At 66.6% G+C, this 18,281-nt stretch carries 16 protein-coding genes; 7 read left to right on the top strand and 9 right to left on the bottom strand.

From position 1 onward, the window contains the following. Positions 1-9 precede the first annotated feature (9 nt). The 7 genes from folK to dksA all read right to left on the bottom strand — a co-directional run bounded on the left by folK (position 10) and on the right by dksA (position 8,627). Positions 10-522 (bottom strand): 2-amino-4-hydroxy-6-hydroxymethyldihydropteridine diphosphokinase, encoded by a 513-nt coding sequence (folK, locus tag ACXI0U_RS19910; protein ID WP_479550731.1) that lies wholly within the window; start codon positions 520-522, stop codon positions 10-12. Positions 523-524: 2 nt separating this feature from the next. Then, complete coding sequence (locus ACXI0U_RS19905) at positions 525-1,925, bottom strand: polynucleotide adenylyltransferase PcnB (RefSeq protein ID WP_479550730.1); 1,401 nt, start codon at positions 1,923-1,925, stop codon at positions 525-527. A 684-nt stretch (positions 1,926-2,609) separates the two neighbouring features. Then, positions 2,610-4,034, bottom strand: coding sequence for a sigma-54-dependent transcriptional regulator (locus ACXI0U_RS19900; protein WP_021219320.1), 1,425 nt, complete (start codon positions 4,032-4,034; stop codon positions 2,610-2,612). A gap of 23 nt (positions 4,035-4,057) precedes the next feature. After that, entirely contained in the window at positions 4,058-7,012 is a 2,955-nt protein-coding gene (locus tag ACXI0U_RS19895) for a sensor histidine kinase (protein ID WP_031287630.1), read from the bottom strand. Continuing rightward, positions 6,996-7,172, bottom strand: a complete 177-nt coding sequence (locus ACXI0U_RS19890; protein ID WP_003095129.1) for a hypothetical protein — start codon at positions 7,170-7,172, stop codon at positions 6,996-6,998. Before ACXI0U_RS19890 ends, ACXI0U_RS19895 begins: the two co-directional genes overlap by 17 nt. 69 nt (positions 7,173-7,241) lie before the next feature. Then, positions 7,242-8,129, bottom strand: a complete 888-nt coding sequence (gene gluQRS / locus ACXI0U_RS19885; RefSeq protein WP_374978969.1) for a tRNA glutamyl-Q(34) synthetase GluQRS — start codon at positions 8,127-8,129, stop codon at positions 7,242-7,244. Positions 8,130-8,183: 54 nt separating this feature from the next. Then, positions 8,184-8,627 carry an RNA polymerase-binding protein DksA gene (gene dksA, locus ACXI0U_RS19880; RefSeq protein WP_015478905.1) on the bottom strand — a complete coding sequence of 148 codons (444 nt, stop codon included), beginning with the start codon at positions 8,625-8,627 and terminating at the stop codon, positions 8,184-8,186. Positions 8,628-8,819: 192 nt separating this feature from the next. On the opposite strand from dksA, the gene ACXI0U_RS19875 reads away from it, so the two are divergent. Together ACXI0U_RS19875 and sfsA are read left to right on the top strand one after the other, a co-directional pair. Continuing rightward, positions 8,820-10,001, top strand: coding sequence for a pyridoxal phosphate-dependent aminotransferase (locus ACXI0U_RS19875; protein WP_043244465.1), 1,182 nt, complete (start codon positions 8,820-8,822; stop codon positions 9,999-10,001). Continuing rightward, positions 9,998-10,705 (top strand): DNA/RNA nuclease SfsA, encoded by a 708-nt coding sequence (gene sfsA / locus ACXI0U_RS19870; protein ID WP_316924511.1) that lies wholly within the window; start codon positions 9,998-10,000, stop codon positions 10,703-10,705. Before ACXI0U_RS19875 ends, sfsA begins: the two co-directional genes overlap by 4 nt. Before the next feature lie 136 nt (positions 10,706-10,841). On the opposite strand, the gene ACXI0U_RS19865 is transcribed toward sfsA, so the two are convergent. After that, a complete protein-coding gene (locus ACXI0U_RS19865) occupies positions 10,842-11,159 on the bottom strand; it encodes a Rieske (2Fe-2S) protein (RefSeq protein ID WP_265169762.1) in 318 nt (105 codons plus the stop codon). Positions 11,160-11,239: 80 nt separating this feature from the next. After that, entirely contained in the window at positions 11,240-13,432 is a 2,193-nt protein-coding gene (locus ACXI0U_RS19860) for a TonB-dependent hemoglobin/transferrin/lactoferrin family receptor (protein WP_479550729.1), read from the bottom strand. Between the two features lie 351 nt (positions 13,433-13,783). Between ACXI0U_RS19860 and ACXI0U_RS19855 the strand changes: the two genes are divergently transcribed. From ACXI0U_RS19855 to ACXI0U_RS19835, 5 genes are all read left to right on the top strand, one after another. Further along, positions 13,784-14,392, top strand: coding sequence for an energy transducer TonB (locus tag ACXI0U_RS19855; RefSeq protein WP_479550728.1), 609 nt, complete (start codon positions 13,784-13,786; stop codon positions 14,390-14,392). Positions 14,393-14,410: 18 nt separating this feature from the next. Then, positions 14,411-15,475: a hemin-degrading factor gene (locus ACXI0U_RS19850; RefSeq protein WP_374978965.1), complete on the top strand. Its 1,065-nt coding sequence runs from the start codon at positions 14,411-14,413 to the stop codon at positions 15,473-15,475. Between the two features lie 85 nt (positions 15,476-15,560). Continuing rightward, the gene (locus ACXI0U_RS19845) at positions 15,561-16,460 is read left to right on the top strand and encodes a heme/hemin ABC transporter substrate-binding protein (RefSeq protein ID WP_479550727.1); all 900 of its coding nucleotides are present in this window, start codon (positions 15,561-15,563) and stop codon (positions 16,458-16,460) included. Continuing rightward, entirely contained in the window at positions 16,457-17,494 is a 1,038-nt protein-coding gene (locus ACXI0U_RS19840) for a FecCD family ABC transporter permease (protein ID WP_479550726.1), read from the top strand. The genes ACXI0U_RS19845 and ACXI0U_RS19840 overlap by 4 nt, the downstream gene beginning before the upstream one ends. After that, complete coding sequence (locus ACXI0U_RS19835; RefSeq protein WP_479550725.1) at positions 17,494-18,261, top strand: heme ABC transporter ATP-binding protein; 768 nt, start codon at positions 17,494-17,496, stop codon at positions 18,259-18,261. Before ACXI0U_RS19840 ends, ACXI0U_RS19835 begins: the two co-directional genes overlap by 1 nt. Positions 18,262-18,281 lie beyond the last annotated feature (20 nt).

The following is an 18,281-nucleotide window of genomic DNA, read 5'->3' as shown; positions in this document are numbered from 1 at the left end:
ACCGATCTGTTACGGCGTTACCGCCATGCCCGGAAGGCGCCCCACGACCTCGAGCCCTTCGAAGGGACAGGCGTCCAGAAGTGCTTGCAGGGGCTGGCCGCTGGGGAGCTTCAGGCCACCGCCGGCTATCTCCGCGAGGGGATAGAGAACGAAGGCGCGAGCGTGCATGTGGTAGTGCGGAACCTGCAGGCGTGGCTCGTCGAGCGTGCGCTCGCCGAACAGCAGGACGTCCAGATCGAGGGTGCGCGGGCCCCAGCGCTCGTCCTTGCGCACGCGGCCCTGGGCGAGTTCGATCGCCTGCAGGGCGTCGAGCAATTCCAGGGGGGCGAGTTCGGAGTCGAGGGCGGCCACGGCATTGGCGTAGCGGGGTTGGTCGGGCGGGCCGAGCGGGTCGCTGCTGTAGAGCGAGGAGACGGCCGCCAGGCGGGTGCGTGGCAAGGCGGCCATGGCCTGCAGGGCGCTGGCCAGTTGTGCCGCGGGCTCGGCGAGATTGCTGCCGAGCCCTATATAGATGCGTTCCATCATCACTCGCTGGCGGGAGCCGAGCCTTCACGCGGGCCGCGTTTGCGACGGCTGCCGCCACGGCGCCGCTTGCGCGGTGCGCCGCTGCCGTCGTCCTTGCTGCTGAGGTCGCGGATCATGGCGCGACGCTCGCTGTCGCTGGCTTCCTGGTAGTCGGTCCACCAGTCGCCCAGGCCGTCGGTTTGCTCGCCTGCACTTTCACGCAGCAGGAGGAAGTCGTAGCCGGCGCGGAAGCGCGGGTTCTCCAGCAGCAGGTCGGCACGTTTGCCACTGCGGCGCGGCAGGCGCTCCTGCATGTCCCAGATCTCGCGGATCGGGATGGTGAAGCGCTTGGGAATGGCGGTGCGCTGGCACTGTTCGAGGATCAGGCCGTGGGCCGCTTCCTGGATGGCCGGGATCGGCGGCATGCCACGTTCCTGCAGCAGCGCTGCACGGGCAGGCAGGGCCGGCCAGAGCATGGCGGCGAAGAGGAAGGCGGGGGTTACCGGCTTGCCTTGGCGGATGCGTTCGTCGGTATTCGCCAGTGCCTGGCAGATCAGCGCGCCAGCGTATTCCGGGTCGCGCTCCAGGGACGCTGCAGCGGCCGGGAACAGCGGGGCGAAGAGGTCGTATTCCAGCAGCAGTTCGAAGGTGCGCTCGGCCTTGCCGCCTAGGAACAGCTTGAGGATCTCGTCGAACAGGCGGGCGGAGGGAATATCCCGCAGCATCGGCGCCAGGCGGCGGATGGGCGCGGCGCTGTGCTTCTCGATCTCGAAGCCGAGCTTGGCGGCGAAGCGCACGGCGCGAAGCATGCGCACCGGGTCTTCGAGGTAGCGCTGCTCGGGATCGCCGATCAGGCGGATCAGGCGGTTGCGGATGTCATGTACGCCGTGGGCGTAGTCGAGGATGCGCTCGGTGACCGGATCGTAGTAGAGGGCGTTCATGGTGAAGTCGCGGCGTTGCGCGTCTTCTTCCTGGTTGCCGTAGACGTTGTCCCGCAGGATGCGGCCGCTCTCGTTGCGCGAGGACTGGTTGCTGTCTTCCTCGTCGGCACCCTGGGGGTGGTTGGCGCGGAAGGTCGCGGTCTCGATGATCTCGCGGCCGAAGTGCACGTGGACCAGCTTGAAGCGGCGGCCAATGACGCGGGCGTTGCGGAACTCCGCGCGGACCTGCTCGGGCGTAGCGCTGGTGGCCACGTCGAAGTCCTTGGGCTCCAGGTTCAGCAGCAGGTCGCGTACACAACCACCGACCAGGTACGCCTGGTACCCGGCCTTTTGCAGGCGCTCGACCACGTTCACCGCGTTGCGGCTGATATCCGCACGCTCAAGCGAGTGTTGGCGATTGCTCAATACTTCGGGTGTGCTGCGGGGATGCTGCGCGCGGCGCAGGGGAGAGCGAAAAGACTGGATCAGCTTCTTCAGCATGGGATGCACTGTTTTGCGGAATGGACGGCCAGAATTGAACAAGACCGCACGATGGACGCGGATTCTAGCACTGGGTCGGGAGATGGTGAAGGAAGCGGCGGGGGTGTGTCAAAGCTACTGGGGGAGCCGAAGCTCCCCCCCAAATTGGTGCGTGCTTTGTTTTTATTGTTGTGTCGGGCTTGGTGTTTTTGTTGTTTGACCCGTTCCAGCAGGCTCTTGGCCTCTGAAAATGCCCTCGAATCGAGGGTCAATAGCAAACGGATTGCTTTGGACGCTGACGGTGCCATGATCATTCCGTGATCCAACCAGTTCCGGCGCTGCCTTAGGGCAGTTTTGTTGTTCTCAGCCTGGCTGTGGGGCGAGCCCCAAAGGCAACTCCTCTCCAAAAGAATCAGTTAGCTGCGCCTCCGCGGTTTTGTTTTTGTTGTGCTGGAGTCGATACGTCTTGTTTTTATTGTGGGGTTACACGTTTGTTATTGTTGTTGTACTGGAGATAAAGCAGTTGCCGTGCCAACTTTTGTGATTCCTTGTAAATCAAGGGCTTGCGGGGATTCGGGGTGGAGCGGCAGGTACAAAAAAGCCGGGCTTTCGTTACCTTAAGACCCGGCTTTTGTTACGAGAGATTAACGCGGTAACAAAGTGATGCAATCCGCCCGCACCGCTCTACTCCTGAGGTTCGCCGCCTCAGGAGGTGGCTGCACCCGATTTGCGGCGGGGGATACCGAGGCGCTGGCGACGTTCCCATAGGCATTTGCGGCTGATGCCCAGTTTTCGGGCAAGCTCGGTCTCGGTCATATGATCCTGGTGCTCGAGGACGAAGTGCTGGAAGTAGTCTTCCAGGGACAGGTCTTCGGTCGGCTCGTGGCTGCTGCTGGCGCTTTGCATGGGCGAATCGAGGAAGACGTCGTCATCCAGGTCGTCCAGCTCGATGTCGATGCCCAGCAGCTCGGCGGAGATGTCCGGGCTCTCGCACAGGATCACCGCGCGCTCGATGGCGTTCTCCAGTTCGCGAACGTTGCCCGGCCAGGGGTAGTGACGGATGGCCTGCTCCGCATCGTGGGCGAAGCGCAGGTCTTCGCGCCCCATACGTGTGCATTGGCGGGCGAGGAAGGCGCGGGCGATCTCGATCACGTCGTTACCGCGCTCGCGCAGGGCGGGCAGCTTCAGCGAGATCACATGGAGGCGGTAATAAAGGTCTTCGCGGAACTGGCCGGTCTTGGCCAGCGTCTTCAGGTCGCGGTGGGTCGCGGCGATCAGGCGCACATCGACCTTCTGCGATTGCACCGAGCCGACCCGGCGGATCTCGCCTTCCTGCAGCACGCGCAACAGGCGCGCCTGGGCTTCCAGCGGCAGCTCGCCGATTTCATCGAGGAACAGGGTGCCGCCATCGGCCGCCTCGACCAGGCCGGCACGCCCGGCGCTGGCGCCGGTGAACGCGCCCTTTTCATGGCCGAAGAGTTCGGACTCGATCAGGGTCTCCGGGATCGCGGCGCAGTTCACCGAGATCAGCGGCGCCTTGGCGCGGCGGGAGAGGTTGTGCAGGGCGCGGGCCACCAGTTCCTTGCCGGTACCGGATTCGCCCTGGATCAGGACGGTGGAGTCGGTGGGCGAGACCTTGCGGATCTTGCTGTACAGCTCCTGCATCGCGCCGCAGGAACCGATGATGCCAATTTCGCCGTCTGCGGCGCTGCTGCTCGCTGCGGCTTTTTCCGTGCCGCGCGCGTTACCGCTGCGTTCGGCCGGGGCGCCTTTGCCTTCCTGGCGCTCCTTGAGGATGCGCGCGACGGCTTGCAGCATTTCGTCGTGGTCGAAGGGCTTGGCGATGTAGTCGACCGCGCCCATCTTCATCGAGTCCACGGCCGAGCGCAGGCTGGCGTAGCTGGTCATGATCAGCACCGGGGTGCCCTGGGCGAGCTTGATCAGCTCGGTGCCCGGTGCGCCAGGCAGGCGCAGGTCGCTGACGATCAGGTCGAAGCCGGGGATGCTGTAACGCTCCTGGGCTTCCTGGACGGAACCTGCTTCGCTGACTTGGTATTGGTTGCGTTCAAGCAGGCGGCGCAAGGCAGAACGGATAATGGTTTCGTCTTCGACGATGAGAATATGTGGCATTAAATTCAGCTCTCTCGACGGTCTCAGATCACAGCGGACGTCGCTTCGACAAATCGTGGCAACGTCACCCTGATTCGGGTGCCGCGCTGTTGTTCGGGGTCGGCCGGGCTTTCGATGGTGATGTGGCCATAATGCTCTTCCACGATCGAATAGACCAGCGCGAGGCCCAGGCCGGTCCCCTTGCCCGGGTCCTTGGTGGTGAAGAACGGCTCGAACAGGCGGTCCATGATCGCCTTGGGAATCCCGCTCCCTTCGTCCTCCACTATAAGGTCGACCGCGTGGTCGGATATCTCGCTGCGCACGCGTATCGCGCTACCGGGCGGGGAGGCGTCGCGGGCGTTGGAGAGCAGATTGATCAGCACCTGGGCGAGGCGCTGCGGGTCGCCCTCGGCGACGTGTTCCGGATCGCACAGGTTGAAGAACTCCACATCGACGCTGCGCTTGTTCAGCGACAGCAGGCCGATGGCGTCCTGGGTCACGTCGGCCAGGCACACCGGCTCGGTGGCCTGCTGGCGGCCGCCGGCATGGGCGAAGCTCATCAGCGACTGAACGATGCGTGACACGCGCTTGGTCTGTTCCAGTATCTGGCTGCTGATCTCGGTGAGCTCGCCATCACCTTCACGCTCCTCGCGTAGGTTCTGCGCCAGGCAAGCAATGCCGGTGATGGGGTTGCCGATCTCGTGGGCGACGCCGGCGGCGAGGCGACCGATGGACGCCAGGCGCTCGGAGTGCACCAGTTTGTCTTCCAGCAACTGGGTATCGGTAACGTCTTCCACCAGCAGTACCAGGCCACTGTTACCGGGGGCAAGGGGCTCGTCGATGGCCGCCTTGTGCAGGTTCAGCGAGCGGGTCTGGCCCTCCAGCTGCAGGCGCTGCTTATGCAGGTGCTCGTCGGGCAGGTTGATGAAGCTTTCCAGCAGCCCCTTCCAGGGTTCGGCGATGGCCGAGAGGCGCGAGCCGACCACGCGCTGGGCGGGAATCTCGGTGAGTTCCTCCATGGCGCGGTTCCACATGAGGATTTCCTGGTCCTTGGCCAGCGAGCACACGCCCATCGGCAGTTCCTGCAGGGTCTGGCGATGGTAGCGGCGCAGGGCGTCCAGCTCGGCGGCCAGGCCGGTGAGGCGCGAGTGGTAGTCCTCCAGGCGGCTCTCGATGAAGTGGATGTCCTCGGTGACGTAGCTTTCGCTGCCGGACTTGTACGGCAGGAAGGTCTCGACCATGTCCTGGGCCACGCTGGGCCCCATCAGCCCGGAAAGGTTGGCCTCGATGCGGTCGCGCAGGCGACGCAGCGCATAGGGGCGGCGCTCGTCGAAGGGCAGGTGCAGGTCGCGCAGGGCTTGCTCCACCTCCTTCTGCGCGGTCTTGGCACCCAGCGGCTTGGCCAGTTGCGCGGAGAACTCCTGGGGCGAGCCGGCCACCAGTTCGCGGCGTTGCGGGCGGCGCACGTTGTCCACGGCGCAGGCCTCGGCGGCACCACGCTCTTCGGCGCTGGCATCGGTGAACAGCGAGACCAGGGTGAAGACCAGCACGTTGGCGGCCAGCGAGGCGATGGCCGCGATGTGCCAGCTGGTGTCGTCGAGCACATAGATGGCGTTGAACAGCGGCAGGTAGATGCCCTGCAGGTTGCCCACCAGAGGCAGCAGCATGCTGAACAGCCAGACGCCGATACCGGCCAGCAAGCCGGCGATGAAGCCGCGGCTGTTGGCGGTGGGCCAGTAAAGCACCGACAGGGCGCCGGGAAGGAACTGCAGGGTGGCGACGAAGGCGACTATGCCCAGGTTGGAAAGGTCCTGCTCGGCACCCAGCAATAGATAGAAGCCGTAGCCGGCCATGATGATGGCGACGATCAGCGCCCGGCGTGTCCATTTCAGCCAGCGGTAGATGTTGCCTTCCGACGGCGGCTGGTAGAGCGGCAGCACCAGGTGGTTCAGCGCCATCCCCGACAGCGCCAGGGTCAGCACGATGATCAGGCCGCTGGCCGCCGATAGCCCGCCGACATAGGCGAGCAGTGCCAGGGCGTCGCTGTTCACGGCGATGCCCAGGCCCAGGGTGAAGTATTCCGGGTTGGTGGTGGCACCGAGCTTGAGGCCGGCCCAGAGGATCAGCGGCACCGCCAGGCTCATCAGCAGCAGGAACAGCGGCAGGCCCCAGCTGGCGCTGACCATGGCGCGGGGGTTGAGGTTCTCGGTGAAGGTCATGTGATACATGTGCGGCATCACGATGGCCGAGGCGAAGAACACCAGCAGCAGCGTGCGCCAGGGGCCTTCCTGCAGTGGCGTGTGCAGGGTGGAAAGCGCCGCCTGGTTCTGCAGCAGCCACAGCTCCAGTTCATGGGGGCCACCGAACACGCCGTACAGCGCGTAGAGGCCGATGCCGCCCAGGGCAGTGAGCTTGACCAGGGATTCGAAGGCGATGGCGAACACCAGGCCCTCGTGTTTCTCCCGGGTGGCGATGTGGCGAGCACCGAAGAGGATGGTGAACAGCGTGATCAGGGCGCAGAAGCTCAGGGCCACGCGGTCGTGCACCGGCTCGCGGGTGAGGATGCCGATGGAATCCGCCACCGCCTGGATCTGCAGTGCCAGCAGCGGCAGCACACCCACCAGCATGAACAGCGTGGTCAGCGCCCCGGCCCAGGTGCTGCGGAAGCGGAAGGCGAACAGGTCCGCCAGCGAAGACAGCTGGTAGGTGCGGGTGATGCGCAGGATCGGGTAGAGCAGCACGGGCGCGAGGAGGAAGGCGCCGGAGATGCCCAGGTAGCTGGCGAGGAAGCCGTAGCCGTACTGGTAGGCCAGGCCGACCGTGCCATAGAAGGCCCAGGCGCTGGCGTAGACGCCCAGCGACAGGGTGTAGGTCAACGGATGGCGGACGATGCGCCGCGGTACGAAACCACGGTCGCTGAGCCAGGCGACGCCGAACAGGGTGAACAGGTAAGCCGCGCTGATCAGGATCAGCTGGCTCAGGCTAAAGCTCGTCAGCATCGCGTTGGCTCTGGAGGATGAAGGTCACCACGATCAGGATCAGCCAGAGCAGGTAGGGGCGGTACCAGGCCCCATTGGGGTCGATCCACCAATCCATGATGGCGGGGGAGAACAGGTAGATCCCCACCACCAGGAGCAGGACCAGTCGGTAGATATACATGCCGCATCTCACGTCGGGAGTGCGGCGATGGTAGCGAATGCCCGATGCCGGTGCGAGGGGGGATGGCGCCTAGCGCAATTGCGCTTCGGCCAGGGTGCGGCTGCCGGGGATGCGCGTGGCGTCCCAGTTGGCGATGCCCCAGTCCAGCACCTCGCGGGCGCTGGCGTCGGCGAGCTCTTGCGGGGGGCGCTGGCCCAGTGCGCGGAGTGCGCGGTTGAGCAGCGGGGCGGCCTGGTCGGTCGGCAGCGGTGGGGAGCGGTAAGACTTGCCCAGCTTGTGGCCGTCCGGCTGGATGATCAGCGGCACGTGCAGGTAGCGCGGCTGCGGCAGGCCCAGCAGCTCCTGCAGGTACAGCTGGCGCGGCGTGGAGTCGAGCAGGTCGGCACCGCGCACCACATCGGTCATGCCCTGCCAGGCGTCGTCGAGCACGACTGCCAGTTGGTAGGCGTAGAGGCCATCGCGACGGCGGATGACGAAATCGCCGACTTCACGCCCCAGGTGCTGACGGAACTCGCCCTGCACGCGGTCGGTGAAGCCATAGATGAGTTCCGGCACGCGCAGGCGGATCGCGGCGTCGTGCTGGGGGTGCAGTGCATTGCGGCAGAAACCGGGGTAGATGCCCTGGTGGCCTTCGAGCTGCTTGCGCGAGCAGGTGCAGGCATAGGCCAGGCCCTGGTCGAACAGGCGATCGATCACCTGGGCATAGACGTCGTGGCGATCGCTCTGGCGCACCCGTTCACCGTCCCACTCGAAGCCGTAGCTTTCCAGGGTGCGCAGTATCGCGTCCTGGGCGCCGGCCACTTCACGGGGTGGGTCGAGGTCCTCCATGCGCAGCAGCCAGCGGCCACCCACGGCGCGGGCGTCGAGGTAGGAGGCGAGGGCGGCGACAAGGGAGCCGAAGTGCAGATAACCGCTGGGCGTGGGAGCGAAGCGGCCGATGTAGGCGGAGGAGCTCATTGGGATGCGGGCCTGCTGAAACGAAACGGGGCGCCGAAGCGCCCCGTTCTGGGATCAGGAACCGAGTTGCTTTTCCTTGATCTCCGCCAGCGTCTTGCAATCGATGCAGAGCGTAGCGGTGGGGCGTGCCTCGAGGCGGCGGATGCCGATCTCGACGCCGCAGGAGTCGCACCAGCCGTAATCGTTGTCTTCGATCAGCTGCAGGGTCTCGTCGATCTTCTTGATCAGCTTGCGCTCGCGGTCACGGGCACGCAGTTCCAGGCTGAATTCTTCTTCCTGGCTGGCGCGGTCGGCCGGATCGGGGAAGTTAGCGGCTTCGTCCTGCATGTGGTGCACGGTACGATCCACTTCCTCCATCAGCTCAACCTTCCACTTGTTGAGGATGCTGGTGAAGTGAGCGCGCATGCGATCACTCATGTATTCCTCACCCTTGGTTTCCTGGTAGGGCTCGAAACCACGGATCAGTTGGCTGCTCTGTTGCTTTGCTTTGGTGGGCATGAATGGCCGCCTCTCACTTTCTCTAATCCATTGCGCAGGTTCTGGTCCATCGCCGGTAACCCGGCCCTGCGACTGCAAGCGGGCGAACTTACCAGATCGACTCCGGGCACGCTACTCCCAGTTATCTTGGTTGCTGCAGCCTTCCCGGACCATTCGGTAGAATCCGCTCTTTGCGTTAATAAAGGAAGGCCGATGGCCCAGTCATACAGTGCACGCAGCCGTGCCATAGAACCCTTCCACGTGATGGCCCTGCTGGCTCGCGCCAACGAATTGCAGGCCCAGGGGCATGACGTCATCCACCTGGAGATCGGCGAGCCGGACTTCACCACCGCCGCGCCCATCGTCCAGGCGGGGCAGGCTGCCCTGGCCGCCGGCCACACGCGCTACACCGCCGCACGGGGCCTGCCGCAACTGCGCAGCGCCATCGCCGGGTTCTATGGCGATCGCTACGACCTGGATATCGACCCCGAACGCATCCTGATTACTCCCGGCGGTTCGGGGGCTTTGTTGCTGGCCGCGAGCCTGCTGGTCGACCCAGGCCGCCACTGGCTGCTCGCCGACCCGGGCTACCCCTGCAACCGTCACTTCCTGCGCCTGGTGGAAGGCGCGGCGCAACTGGTGCCGGTCGGCCCCGAAAGCCGCTACCAGCTCACCCCGAACCTGGTGGAGCGCTACTGGGATGGCGACAGCGTCGGCGCCCTGGTCGCCTCGCCCGCCAACCCCACCGGCACGCTGCTCACCCGCGACGAGCTGGGCGGCCTTTCCGCCGCGCTGAAGGCCAAGGGCGGGCACCTGGTGGTCGACGAGATCTACCACGGCCTCACCTACGGCGTGGATGCCGCCAGCGTGCTGGAAGTGGATGACGACGCCTTCGTGCTCAACAGCTTCTCCAAGTACTTCGGCATGACCGGCTGGCGGCTCGGCTGGCTGGTGGCGCCGACGGACGCGGTGCCTGAGCTGGAGAAGCTGGCGCAGAACCTCTACATCAGCGCCCCCTCCATGGCCCAGCACGCTGCCCTCGCCTGCTTCGAGCCGGATACCCTGGCGATACTCGAAGAGCGGCGCATCGAGTTCGCCCGCCGTCGCGACTACCTGCTGCCCGCCCTGCGCGAGCTGGGCTTCCGCATTGCCGTCGAGCCGGAAGGCGCTTTCTATCTATATGCAGATGTTTCCGCCTTCACCCAGGACGCCTACGCGTTCTGCCGGCACTTCATCGAAACCGAGCACGTGGCCTTCACCCCGGGCCTGGATTTCGGTCGCCACCTGGCCAACCAGCATGTGCGTTTCGCCTACACCCAGAGCCTGTCGCGCCTGGAAGAAGCGGTGCAGCGCATCGCCCGTGGCCTGAAGACCTGGGCGGCGCTGACGGCATGAAGTTCGAGCCGCCCCTGGAGCAGGGCCGCCTGCTGCGCCGCTACAAGCGCTTCCTCGCCGATATCGAGACCCTCGACGGCGAGCTGCTGACCATCCACTGCCCGAACACCGGCTCGATGCTCAACTGCATGAGCGAAGGCTGCCGGGTCTGGTTCAGCCGCTCCAACGACCCCAAGCGCAAGCTCCCCGGCACCTGGGAAATCACCGAAACGCCCCAGGGGCGCCTGGCCTGTGTGAACACCGCACGGGCCAACGCCCTGGTCGAGGAAGCCCTGCGCGCCGACCTGATTCCCGAACTGGCCGGCTTCACCGCGCTCAAGCGCGAGGTCGCCTACGGCGTAGAAAACAGTCGCGCCGACTTCCGCCTGGACTACCCGACGGGCGAGGTGTTCGTGGAAGTGAAAAGCGTGACCCTGGGCTTCGACGGCACCGCTGTGGCGGCCTTCCCCGATGCGGTCACCCTGCGGGGCAGCAAGCACCTGCGCGAGCTGGCGGCGCTGGCGCGCCAGGGCATGCGCGCGGTGCAGTTCTACTGCGTCAACCTCTCCGGCATCGAGGCCGTGCGCGCAGCCGAGGAGATCGACCCGGCCTACGCCGCAGCACTGGCCGACGCCAAGGCTGCCGGGGTGGAGGTGCTGGCCTATGGCACCGAGGTCAGCCCTGAAGGGCTGGTGCTGCAGCGCAGGCTGCAGGTGCTCGGCTAGCAGGCCTTTGAAAAACGTATACGAGGCAGCCGACGCAAGGCGAAAACGGCCGAAAAAGCGCAGTTTACGTAGGGTAAATGAGCATTTGAGGGCGTTTTCAACGCCGCAGCGGCAACGCAGTTAGTTTTTCAGCAGCCTAACGCGCCAGCCAGATGCCGTGCTCGTCCTCGCTGCAGTCGAGGGCGCGCAGTGACTCGCCGGCGCAAGGCCCGGCCACGCATTCACCGGATTCGATAAGGAACAGTGCGCCGTGGGTGGCGCACTGGATCAGGCTGCCGCTGTCGTCGAGAAAGCGGTCCGGTTGCCATTCCAGGGGAATGCCCCGGTGCGGGCAGCGGTTTTCGTAGGCATGGACCCGGCCCTCCCGGCGAACCAGCAGCAGCTTCAGGTCATCGATCAGAAAGCCCCGGCTCTGGCCTTCGGCCAGTTCGTCGGGGCGGCATAGCAGGATCATCGGCGTCTCCACGGCAGGCGGGCATTATCCCGCGCTGCCGTGGATTGCCAAGAGGGTGCGCGTCCTTGCGCTGAAAGGGGTCAGATCTCCCAGACCAGGTTGACCGCGGCGTGGCGGCCGGGCTGGGTGTAGCGCTGCAGGCTGGGGCTGTTCTCGGTCAGCCCGCGTACATCGCCCCACTGCCAGTAGTCCTTGTCGGTGATGTTGAACAGGCCGGCGTTGACCGAGAACTCCTCGGTGACCTGCCACCAGCCGTTCAGGTCCAGCAGGCCGTAGCCCGAGGGCTGGTACTGGCCGGCAGTCTGGGTGCGGTCGATACGTTCCTTGGCCGCCACCAGGGTCCAGCTCAGGTCACCGCCGAACTTGCCGCTGGGCTGTGCATAACCCAGGCCGAAGACCCCCTTGAGCGGGTCGACGCTGTTGATCGGCTGGCCAGTGCCTTCGTCCTTGCCGCGTGCGTAGGCGACTGAGCTCATGGCGCGCCAGCCGGCCGGCATGCCGAGCTTGTCGAGGAAGAGCTCGCCCTTGGCTTCGAAGCCACGGATGGTCACCCGGTCGCGGTTGACGTACTGGAACTCGCCGAAGGGGAAGCCCGGCACGCTGGAGGGGCGGGACACCTGCTCGATGAAGTCGTCGTAGCGGTTGTAGAACAGCGCGGCGCCGAAGCTGCCGATCTCGTACTTGCCGCGCAGGCCCAGCTCGAAGCTGTCGCTGGTCTCGGCCTTGAGGTTGGTGTTGGCCAGGGTGCGGTACATGCCCGGGTTGACGAACTCACCGAAGATCTCGATCGCCTGCGGGGCGCGGAAGCTGGCGGCGTACTGGCCGTAGACGCTGTGCTGGTCGTCGACCTGGTAGGTCACGCCGAACTTGGGCGATACGGCCGAGTCGGTGAAATTGCTCGGGTTGGCGTCGGTCGCCTGGCTGTTGAGGTAGCGCGCGGTGGCGTGCGGCTTCATCTCGTAATAGTCGTAGCGCAGGCCCGGCAGCAGGGTCCAGCGGCCGATCTCGATGCTGTCCTGGACGAAAGCCGCGTACTCGTTGGTGGTCGGGTCCGGGAAGTCGCTGGTCGGCAGGACCGGCGTGTTGACCCCGGTGGCGATGACGGTTTCGCCGCCTTCGCGCAGGTCGGTGTTCTTCAGGCGCTTGAGGTCGGTGCCATAGACCAGGGTGTGCTGGCTGCCGGCGATGCTGAAGGATTTGTCCAGCTTGCTGTTGAGCACCCAGAGCTTCTCCTCGTAGTGGGAATCGCGGGTACGGAAGCGCGCCGAACCCGTGACGACGCGGTTCTCGTAGGTACGCTGGCGGGTCTGGCTGTCCTGGTAGCTGAGCTGGTTCTGCACGTTGTCCGCTATGGGGCTGTCCAGCTGCAGGGTGTGCAGCAGGGAATAGCGCTCGCGGTCGACGCTGTCGCGCGCATCCTGGGTACGGATGGTGGCGGTGTTGCTGTAGTTGCTCAGGACCTTGGTGTCGGTGTCGTCCTGGTAGCGCTCGTAGGTCAGCTGCAGGCGCTGGCCTTCGGCGTAGTTCCAGCCGAGCTTGGTGAGCAGGTTGTCGGTGGTGTAGTCGACCGGGTTGGCTTCCTCGCGGGTCGCGCCTATGCCACTGATGTCGCCCTGGGTGTCCAGTGCCTGGCCGGTGCGGCGGCCGATGTGCACCAGGCCATCGACGTTGCCTTGGCGGGCGGCGAGGGTGGTGCTGCGCAGCCAGCTGTCGTCGGAGCCGTCGTAGCCGGTCTTCAGGCGGGCGTAGGCGTCATCACCTTCGTCCAGGTAGTCGGCCGCATCCTTGGTGAGGAAGCTCACCGCGCCGCCGATGGCGTCGCTGCCGTACAGCGAGCTGGCCGGGCCGCGGATGATCTCCACCTGCTTGAGGGTGTCCGGGTCCACGTAATCGCGCTGAGCGCTCAGGAAGCCGCCGAAGGAAAAGGCGTCCGGCATGCTCACGCCGTCCACCTGGGTCAGTACGCGGTTGCCACCGATGCCGCGGATGGTGAAACCGGACAGGCCGAAGCGGCTGCCCGTTCCTCCTACTGATACCCCCGGCTCGTAACGCACCAGATCCTGAATATTTTTTACGTTCTTCTGGTCGATCTCTCGTTCAGTCATTACCGACACTGTGTTTGGCACCTGGTCGAGCGTCTGCTCGCTGCGGGTGGCGGTAACGGTGACGGTGTCGAACTGGGTCGCGGTTTTTTCCGCGGCCAGGGCGAGGGAAGGGGAAAGAAGAAGCAAGGCCAGCCAGGGGCGGCGGGCGAAGGGGGGGCGAAGCGACATGGATGGACTCCCGGGTTCAAGGCGCAACCAGGGACCGGCCGGGCACTTCTGGTGTGGCTCGGGGCCACGGGCGTCATGCCGCGGGTGCCTTTCCCGATGGCCGTCCTGACCATCGCTTTCGCCGGCCTCTCTGGTGATCGCAGATTGGCATCGGTGGCGAACATAATGAGGTTGACAGTCAAATGCAAACAATTATCAAATTGATTCGTATTTATGTGTTCGGGCTTGAACATGCCGCGTATCCCACTCTGTCTCGCGCTTTCGCTTGTCGCGCACGCGGGGCTTGCATGGCTCCTGCACGACCTGCGGGCGGAGCCGGCTATCGCCCGGGGAGAGGCCCGGGAGGAAGTGGTGCACCTGGTCAGCCTGGCCGAACCGGCGCCTGCCGTGGCTGAGCCCGTGGCAAGTCCGGCACCGGCTCCCCGTAAGGTGGAGCCGCAGAGCCGCCCAGTCGCGGAGGCCAAGCCCATTGCCGTCAAGCCGCGCCTGGTCAGCCCCGAAGCCCCCGCGCTCCAGGTTGCCCGCGCCGAGCCCAAGCCGCAGCCGCGTCCGCAATCCCGCCCCAGCAGCGAGCCGAGCGTGGCGCAAGCCGCAGCGTCGGCGCCCAGCGCGGCCCCGCAGCCGGCACCTGCCCAGCAGGTCGCCATCGCCGCCAAGTTGCCGAAGGCCGAGGTGGTCATCGACCAGCCTTCCTTCCTTACACCGCCCAAGCCCCCGATCTACCCGGCCCAGGCGCGCCGACGCAACCAGCAGGGCGTGGTCCTGGTCGAGGTGCGCCTGGACGAGCGCGGCGGGCTGCGGGAGATGAAATTGCTGCGCTCGTCAGGCATCGAAAGCCTCGACGAAGCGGCCATGAACGCGGTCGCCAGCTGGCGCTTCCGTCCCGAGGTCCAGGACGGCGAGCCGGTACCGAGCCGCGTGAGAATACCCATTGAATTCGCCCTTACGGCGAGCCGTTGATCCTGAAGGAGTGACACCATGACTGCCCTCACCCAAACCGCCACGGCGGGCCCCGCCCTGTACCAGGCCTGGCAGACGCTGCGTGGCGAAGAGCCGCGCCTGCGTGCCCGTGATGCCGCCGAGCGACTCTCGGTCAGCGAGGGCGAGCTCACCGCCAGCCGCCTGGGCGTGGATGCCGTGCGCCTGCGCCCCGAGTGGACGAGCCTGCTGCCCGCGCTGGGCGAGCTGGGCCACATCATGGCGCTGACCCGCAACGAGCATTGCGTGCACGAGCGCAAGGGTGTCTACCGCGACGTGTCGGTGATGGCCAACGGGCAGATGGGCCTGGTGGTGTCCGCCGACATCGACCTTCGCCTGTTCCTCGGCGGCTGGTCCAGCGTGTTCGCCGTCGCCGAAGAGACCCCGCGCGGCACCCAGTGCAGCATCCAGATCTTCGACAAGCAGGGCGTGGCCGTGCACAAGGTGTTCCTCACCGAGCGCAGCGAAGTCGCTGCCTGGGCGCCGCTGGTCGAGCGCTTCCAGGCCGAGGAGCAGAGCACCGAGCTGGACCTGCAGCCGCTGCCCGCCGCCGAGCCGGTCAAGCCCGATACCGAGATCGACGTCGCCAGCCTGCGTGAAGGCTGGTCCACCCTGAAGGACACCCACCACTTCTTCGCCCTGCTGAAGAAGCACGGCGCGGCACGCACCCAGGCCCTGCGCCTGGCCGGCAGCGAATGGGCCGAGAAGCTGGACACCGCCGAACTGCCGCGCCTGCTGGAAGCGGCCGGCGAGAAGGAAATCCCCATCATGGTGTTCGTCGGCAACCGCCACTGCATCCAGATCCACAGCGGCCCGGTGCAGAACCTGAAGTGGATGGACACCTGGTTCAACGTGCTCGACCCCGAGTTCAACCTGCACCTGAAGACCCCGGGCGTGACCGAGCTGTGGCGCGTGCGCAAGCCCAGCAGCGACGGCGTGATCACCAGCTGGGAAGCCTTCGATGCCGAGGGCGAACTGGTGGTACAACTGTTCGGCGCGCGCAAACCGGGCATCCCGGAGCGTGAAGACTGGCGTGCCCTGGCCGAGACCGCCCCGGCGCTCTGACGCCTGGCCGAGCCCCGGCCCGATCCACCCCGACGCCCCGCCCATGCCGGGGCGTCGTTCCGCCTGAATCTGAAGGAGTCATAGGATGCGTGTTGCTGTTTCCCTTGCCGGCCTGTGCGCTGGCCTGTTCCTGAGCCAAGCGGCGCTGGCCGCCGATCCGCTGCCGCAACGCTGGGTCAGTGCCGGTGGCTCCCTCAGTGAGTGGGTGGTGGCGCTGGGTGGCGAAAGCAAGCTGGTGGGCGTCGACACCACCAGCCTCAACCCCGCCTCGCTGAAGTCGCTGCCGAGCATCGGCTACCAGCGCCAGCTGGCCGCCGAGGGCATTCTCTCGCTGCGCCCGGACATGCTGCTGGGCACCGAGGAAATGGGCCCGCCGCCGGTGATCGAGCAGGTCAAGGCCGCGGGGGTGCGCATCGAGCTGCTGCCGTCCAAGGCCGAGCTGCCGGTGCTGGAGAAGAACCTCAAGCTGATCGGCGGGCTGCTGGGTGACGAGGCCCGCGCACAGAAGGTCTTCGCCGACTACAGCCAGCGCTTCGAGCAACAGGCCAAGTGGGTCGCCGAGACCCAGCGCACGCAGAAGGCGCCGCGCGTCCTGCTGCTGCTCGGCCATGCCGGCAGCAACCCCATGGCCGCCGGCAAGGACACCGCCGCCGCCTGGATCATCGAACGGGCCGGTGGCCAGAACATCACCGATCACCTCGGCTACAAGGCCATCTCCAACGAGGCGCTGGCGGCACTGGACCCGGACGTGGTGGTGTTCGCCGATCGCCGTCTCGAAGGTGAGGAGGCCAAGGCCGCGCTGCTCAAGCAGAACCCCGCCCTGGCCATGACCCGCGCCGGCAAGCAGGGCCGCCTGCTGCCGCTGGACCCGACCCTGCTGGTGGGCGGCCTCGGCCCGCGCCTGCCGGATGGAGTGGCTGCGCTGTCCGCAGGCTTTTATCCTCAGGCTCCAGCCCTGACCGCTAACAGCCAGAACCAGCCATGACCTCAGCTGTACATTCGCGCCCACTGTTCATCGCACTGGGCGCCTTGCTCGCGCTCGCCCTCTGGCTGTCCCTGGCCCTCGGCCCGGTGAGCCTGCCGTTGGGCGACACCCTGCGCGCTGCCCTGCGCCTGGCCGGGATGCCCCTGGCGCCCGAAGGCCTGGAGCAGGCCGAACTGATCCTCGGGCAGATCCGCCTGCCGCGTACCTTGCTGGGCCTTGCCGTTGGCGCGGTGCTGGCGCTGTCCGGCGTGGCCATGCAGGGCCTGTTCCGCAACCCGCTGGCGGACCCCGGCCTGGTCGGCGTTTCCAGCGGTGCGGCCCTCGGCGCGGCAGTGGCCATCGTCGGCGGTGCGGCCCTCGGCGGGCTGTCCGAGAACATCGCGCCCTACCTGCTGTCCGCCTGCGCCTTCGCCGGTGGCCTGGGGGTTACCGCTTTGGTCTACCGCCTCGGCCGTCGCGACGGGCAGACCAGCGTGGTGACCATGCTCCTCGCCGGCATCGCCCTCAACGCCCTGGCCTTCGCCTGCATCGGGCTGTTCACCTACCTGGCGGACGACGCCACCCTGCGCACCCTGACCTTCTGGAACCTGGGCAGCCTCAACGGTGCCAGCTATGCACGGCTGTGGCCGCTGCTGCTGATTACCGGCGCGGTGGCGCTGTGGCTGCCGCGCCGGGCCAAGGCGCTGAACGCCTTGCTGCTGGGCGAGTCCGAGGCGCGTCACCTGGGCTTCGAAGTGGAGAAGCTCAAGCGCGAACTGGTGCTGTGCACGGCGCTGGGCGTCGGTGCTGCGGTGGCCGCTGCGGGGCTGATCGGCTTCATCGGCCTGGTGGTGCCGCACCTGGTGCGCCTGGTCGCCGGGCCGGATCACCGCATCCTGCTGCCGGCCTCGGCGCTGGCCGGTGCCAGCCTGCTGCTGTTCGCCGACCTGGCCGCGCGCCTGGTGCTGGCGCCGGCGGAGATGCCCATCGGCATCGTCACCGCGCTGATCGGCGCGCCCTTCTTCCTCTATCTGCTGCTGCGGGGGCGTCACTGATGCTGCGTGTCGAACAGCTTGAAGTGCACCGTGGCAGCACCGTGGTGCTGGCGGGCGTGGACCTGGAGCTGCGCCCCGGCGAAGTGCTGGGCGTGCTCGGCCCCAACGGCGCGGGCAAGAGCACCCTGCTCGGTGCGCTGAGCGGCGAGCTGGGCCTGGCCGCTGGCCAGGTCAGCCTGGAGCAGTGCCCGCTTGCCGAATGGGCAGGCCCGCAACGTGCCCAGCGCCTGGCGGTGTTGCCGCAGAGCTCCACCCTCAACTTCGGCTTCCGCGTCGAGGAAGTGGTCGGCATGGGCCGCCTGCCCCACGCGACGGGCCGCGTGCGCGATGCGGAAATCATCGGCGAAGCCCTGGAGGCGGCCGATGCAGCGCACCTGGCCGGGCGCAGCTACCTGGCGCTCTCCGGCGGCGAGCGCCAGCGCGTACACCTGGCGCGGGTGCTGGCGCAGCTGTGGCCGGGCGCGGAAGGGCAGCACCTGCTGCTGGACGAGCCCACCTCCATGCTCGACCCCCTGCACCAGCACACCACCCTGCAAGCGGTGCGCGATTTCGCCAAGCGTGGCGCCGCGGTGCTGGTGATCCTTCATGACCTGAACCTGGCGGCGCGTTACTGCGACCGCCTGCTGCTGCTCTGCGACGGGCGCCCCCATGTACTGGGCACGCCGGACGAGGTGCTGCAACCCGAGCCGCTGAAGGCCGTGTTCGGCCTCGACGTGCTGGTGCAGCGCCATCCGGAACGCGGCCATCCCCTGATCGTCGCGCGCTGAACGAACCCGAGGAATCCATC

The organism is Pseudomonas sp. C9D1 (assembly GCF_056491235.1).
The sequence above is the reverse complement of the archived record's forward strand: the minus strand, read 5'-3'. Positions and strand labels throughout refer to the sequence as shown.

Bases quoted from the DNA above. Each gene is read 5' to 3' on its own strand.
- ACXI0U_RS19900 (WP_021219320.1), bottom strand. From the start codon at position 4,034: ATGCCACATATTCTCATCGTCGAAGACGAAACCATTATCCGTTCTGCC.
- ACXI0U_RS19895 (WP_031287630.1), bottom strand. From the start codon at position 7,012: ATGCTGACGAGCTTTAGCCTGAGCCAGCTGATCCTGATCAGCGCGGCT.
- ACXI0U_RS19850 (WP_374978965.1), top strand. From the start codon at position 14,411: ATGACTGCCCTCACCCAAACCGCCACGGCGGGCCCCGCCCTGTACCAG.
- ACXI0U_RS19865 (WP_265169762.1), bottom strand. From the start codon at position 11,159: ATGATCCTGCTATGCCGCCCCGACGAACTGGCCGAAGGCCAGAGCCGG.
- ACXI0U_RS19845 (WP_479550727.1), top strand. From the start codon at position 15,561: ATGCGTGTTGCTGTTTCCCTTGCCGGCCTGTGCGCTGGCCTGTTCCTG.
- ACXI0U_RS19875 (WP_043244465.1), top strand. From the start codon at position 8,820: ATGGCCCAGTCATACAGTGCACGCAGCCGTGCCATAGAACCCTTCCAC.
- ACXI0U_RS19905 (WP_479550730.1), bottom strand. From the start codon at position 1,925: ATGCTGAAGAAGCTGATCCAGTCTTTTCGCTCTCCCCTGCGCCGCGCG.
- ACXI0U_RS19860 (WP_479550729.1), bottom strand. From the start codon at position 13,432: ATGTCGCTTCGCCCCCCCTTCGCCCGCCGCCCCTGGCTGGCCTTGCTT.
- gluQRS (WP_374978969.1), bottom strand. From the start codon at position 8,129: ATGAGCTCCTCCGCCTACATCGGCCGCTTCGCTCCCACGCCCAGCGGT.
- ACXI0U_RS19890 (WP_003095129.1), bottom strand. From the start codon at position 7,172: ATGTATATCTACCGACTGGTCCTGCTCCTGGTGGTGGGGATCTACCTG.
- ACXI0U_RS19835 (WP_479550725.1), top strand. From the start codon at position 17,494: ATGCTGCGTGTCGAACAGCTTGAAGTGCACCGTGGCAGCACCGTGGTG.
- sfsA (WP_316924511.1), top strand. From the start codon at position 9,998: ATGAAGTTCGAGCCGCCCCTGGAGCAGGGCCGCCTGCTGCGCCGCTAC.
- folK (WP_479550731.1), bottom strand. From the start codon at position 522: ATGGAACGCATCTATATAGGGCTCGGCAGCAATCTCGCCGAGCCCGCG.
- ACXI0U_RS19840 (WP_479550726.1), top strand. From the start codon at position 16,457: ATGACCTCAGCTGTACATTCGCGCCCACTGTTCATCGCACTGGGCGCC.
- dksA (WP_015478905.1), bottom strand. From the start codon at position 8,627: ATGCCCACCAAAGCAAAGCAACAGAGCAGCCAACTGATCCGTGGTTTC.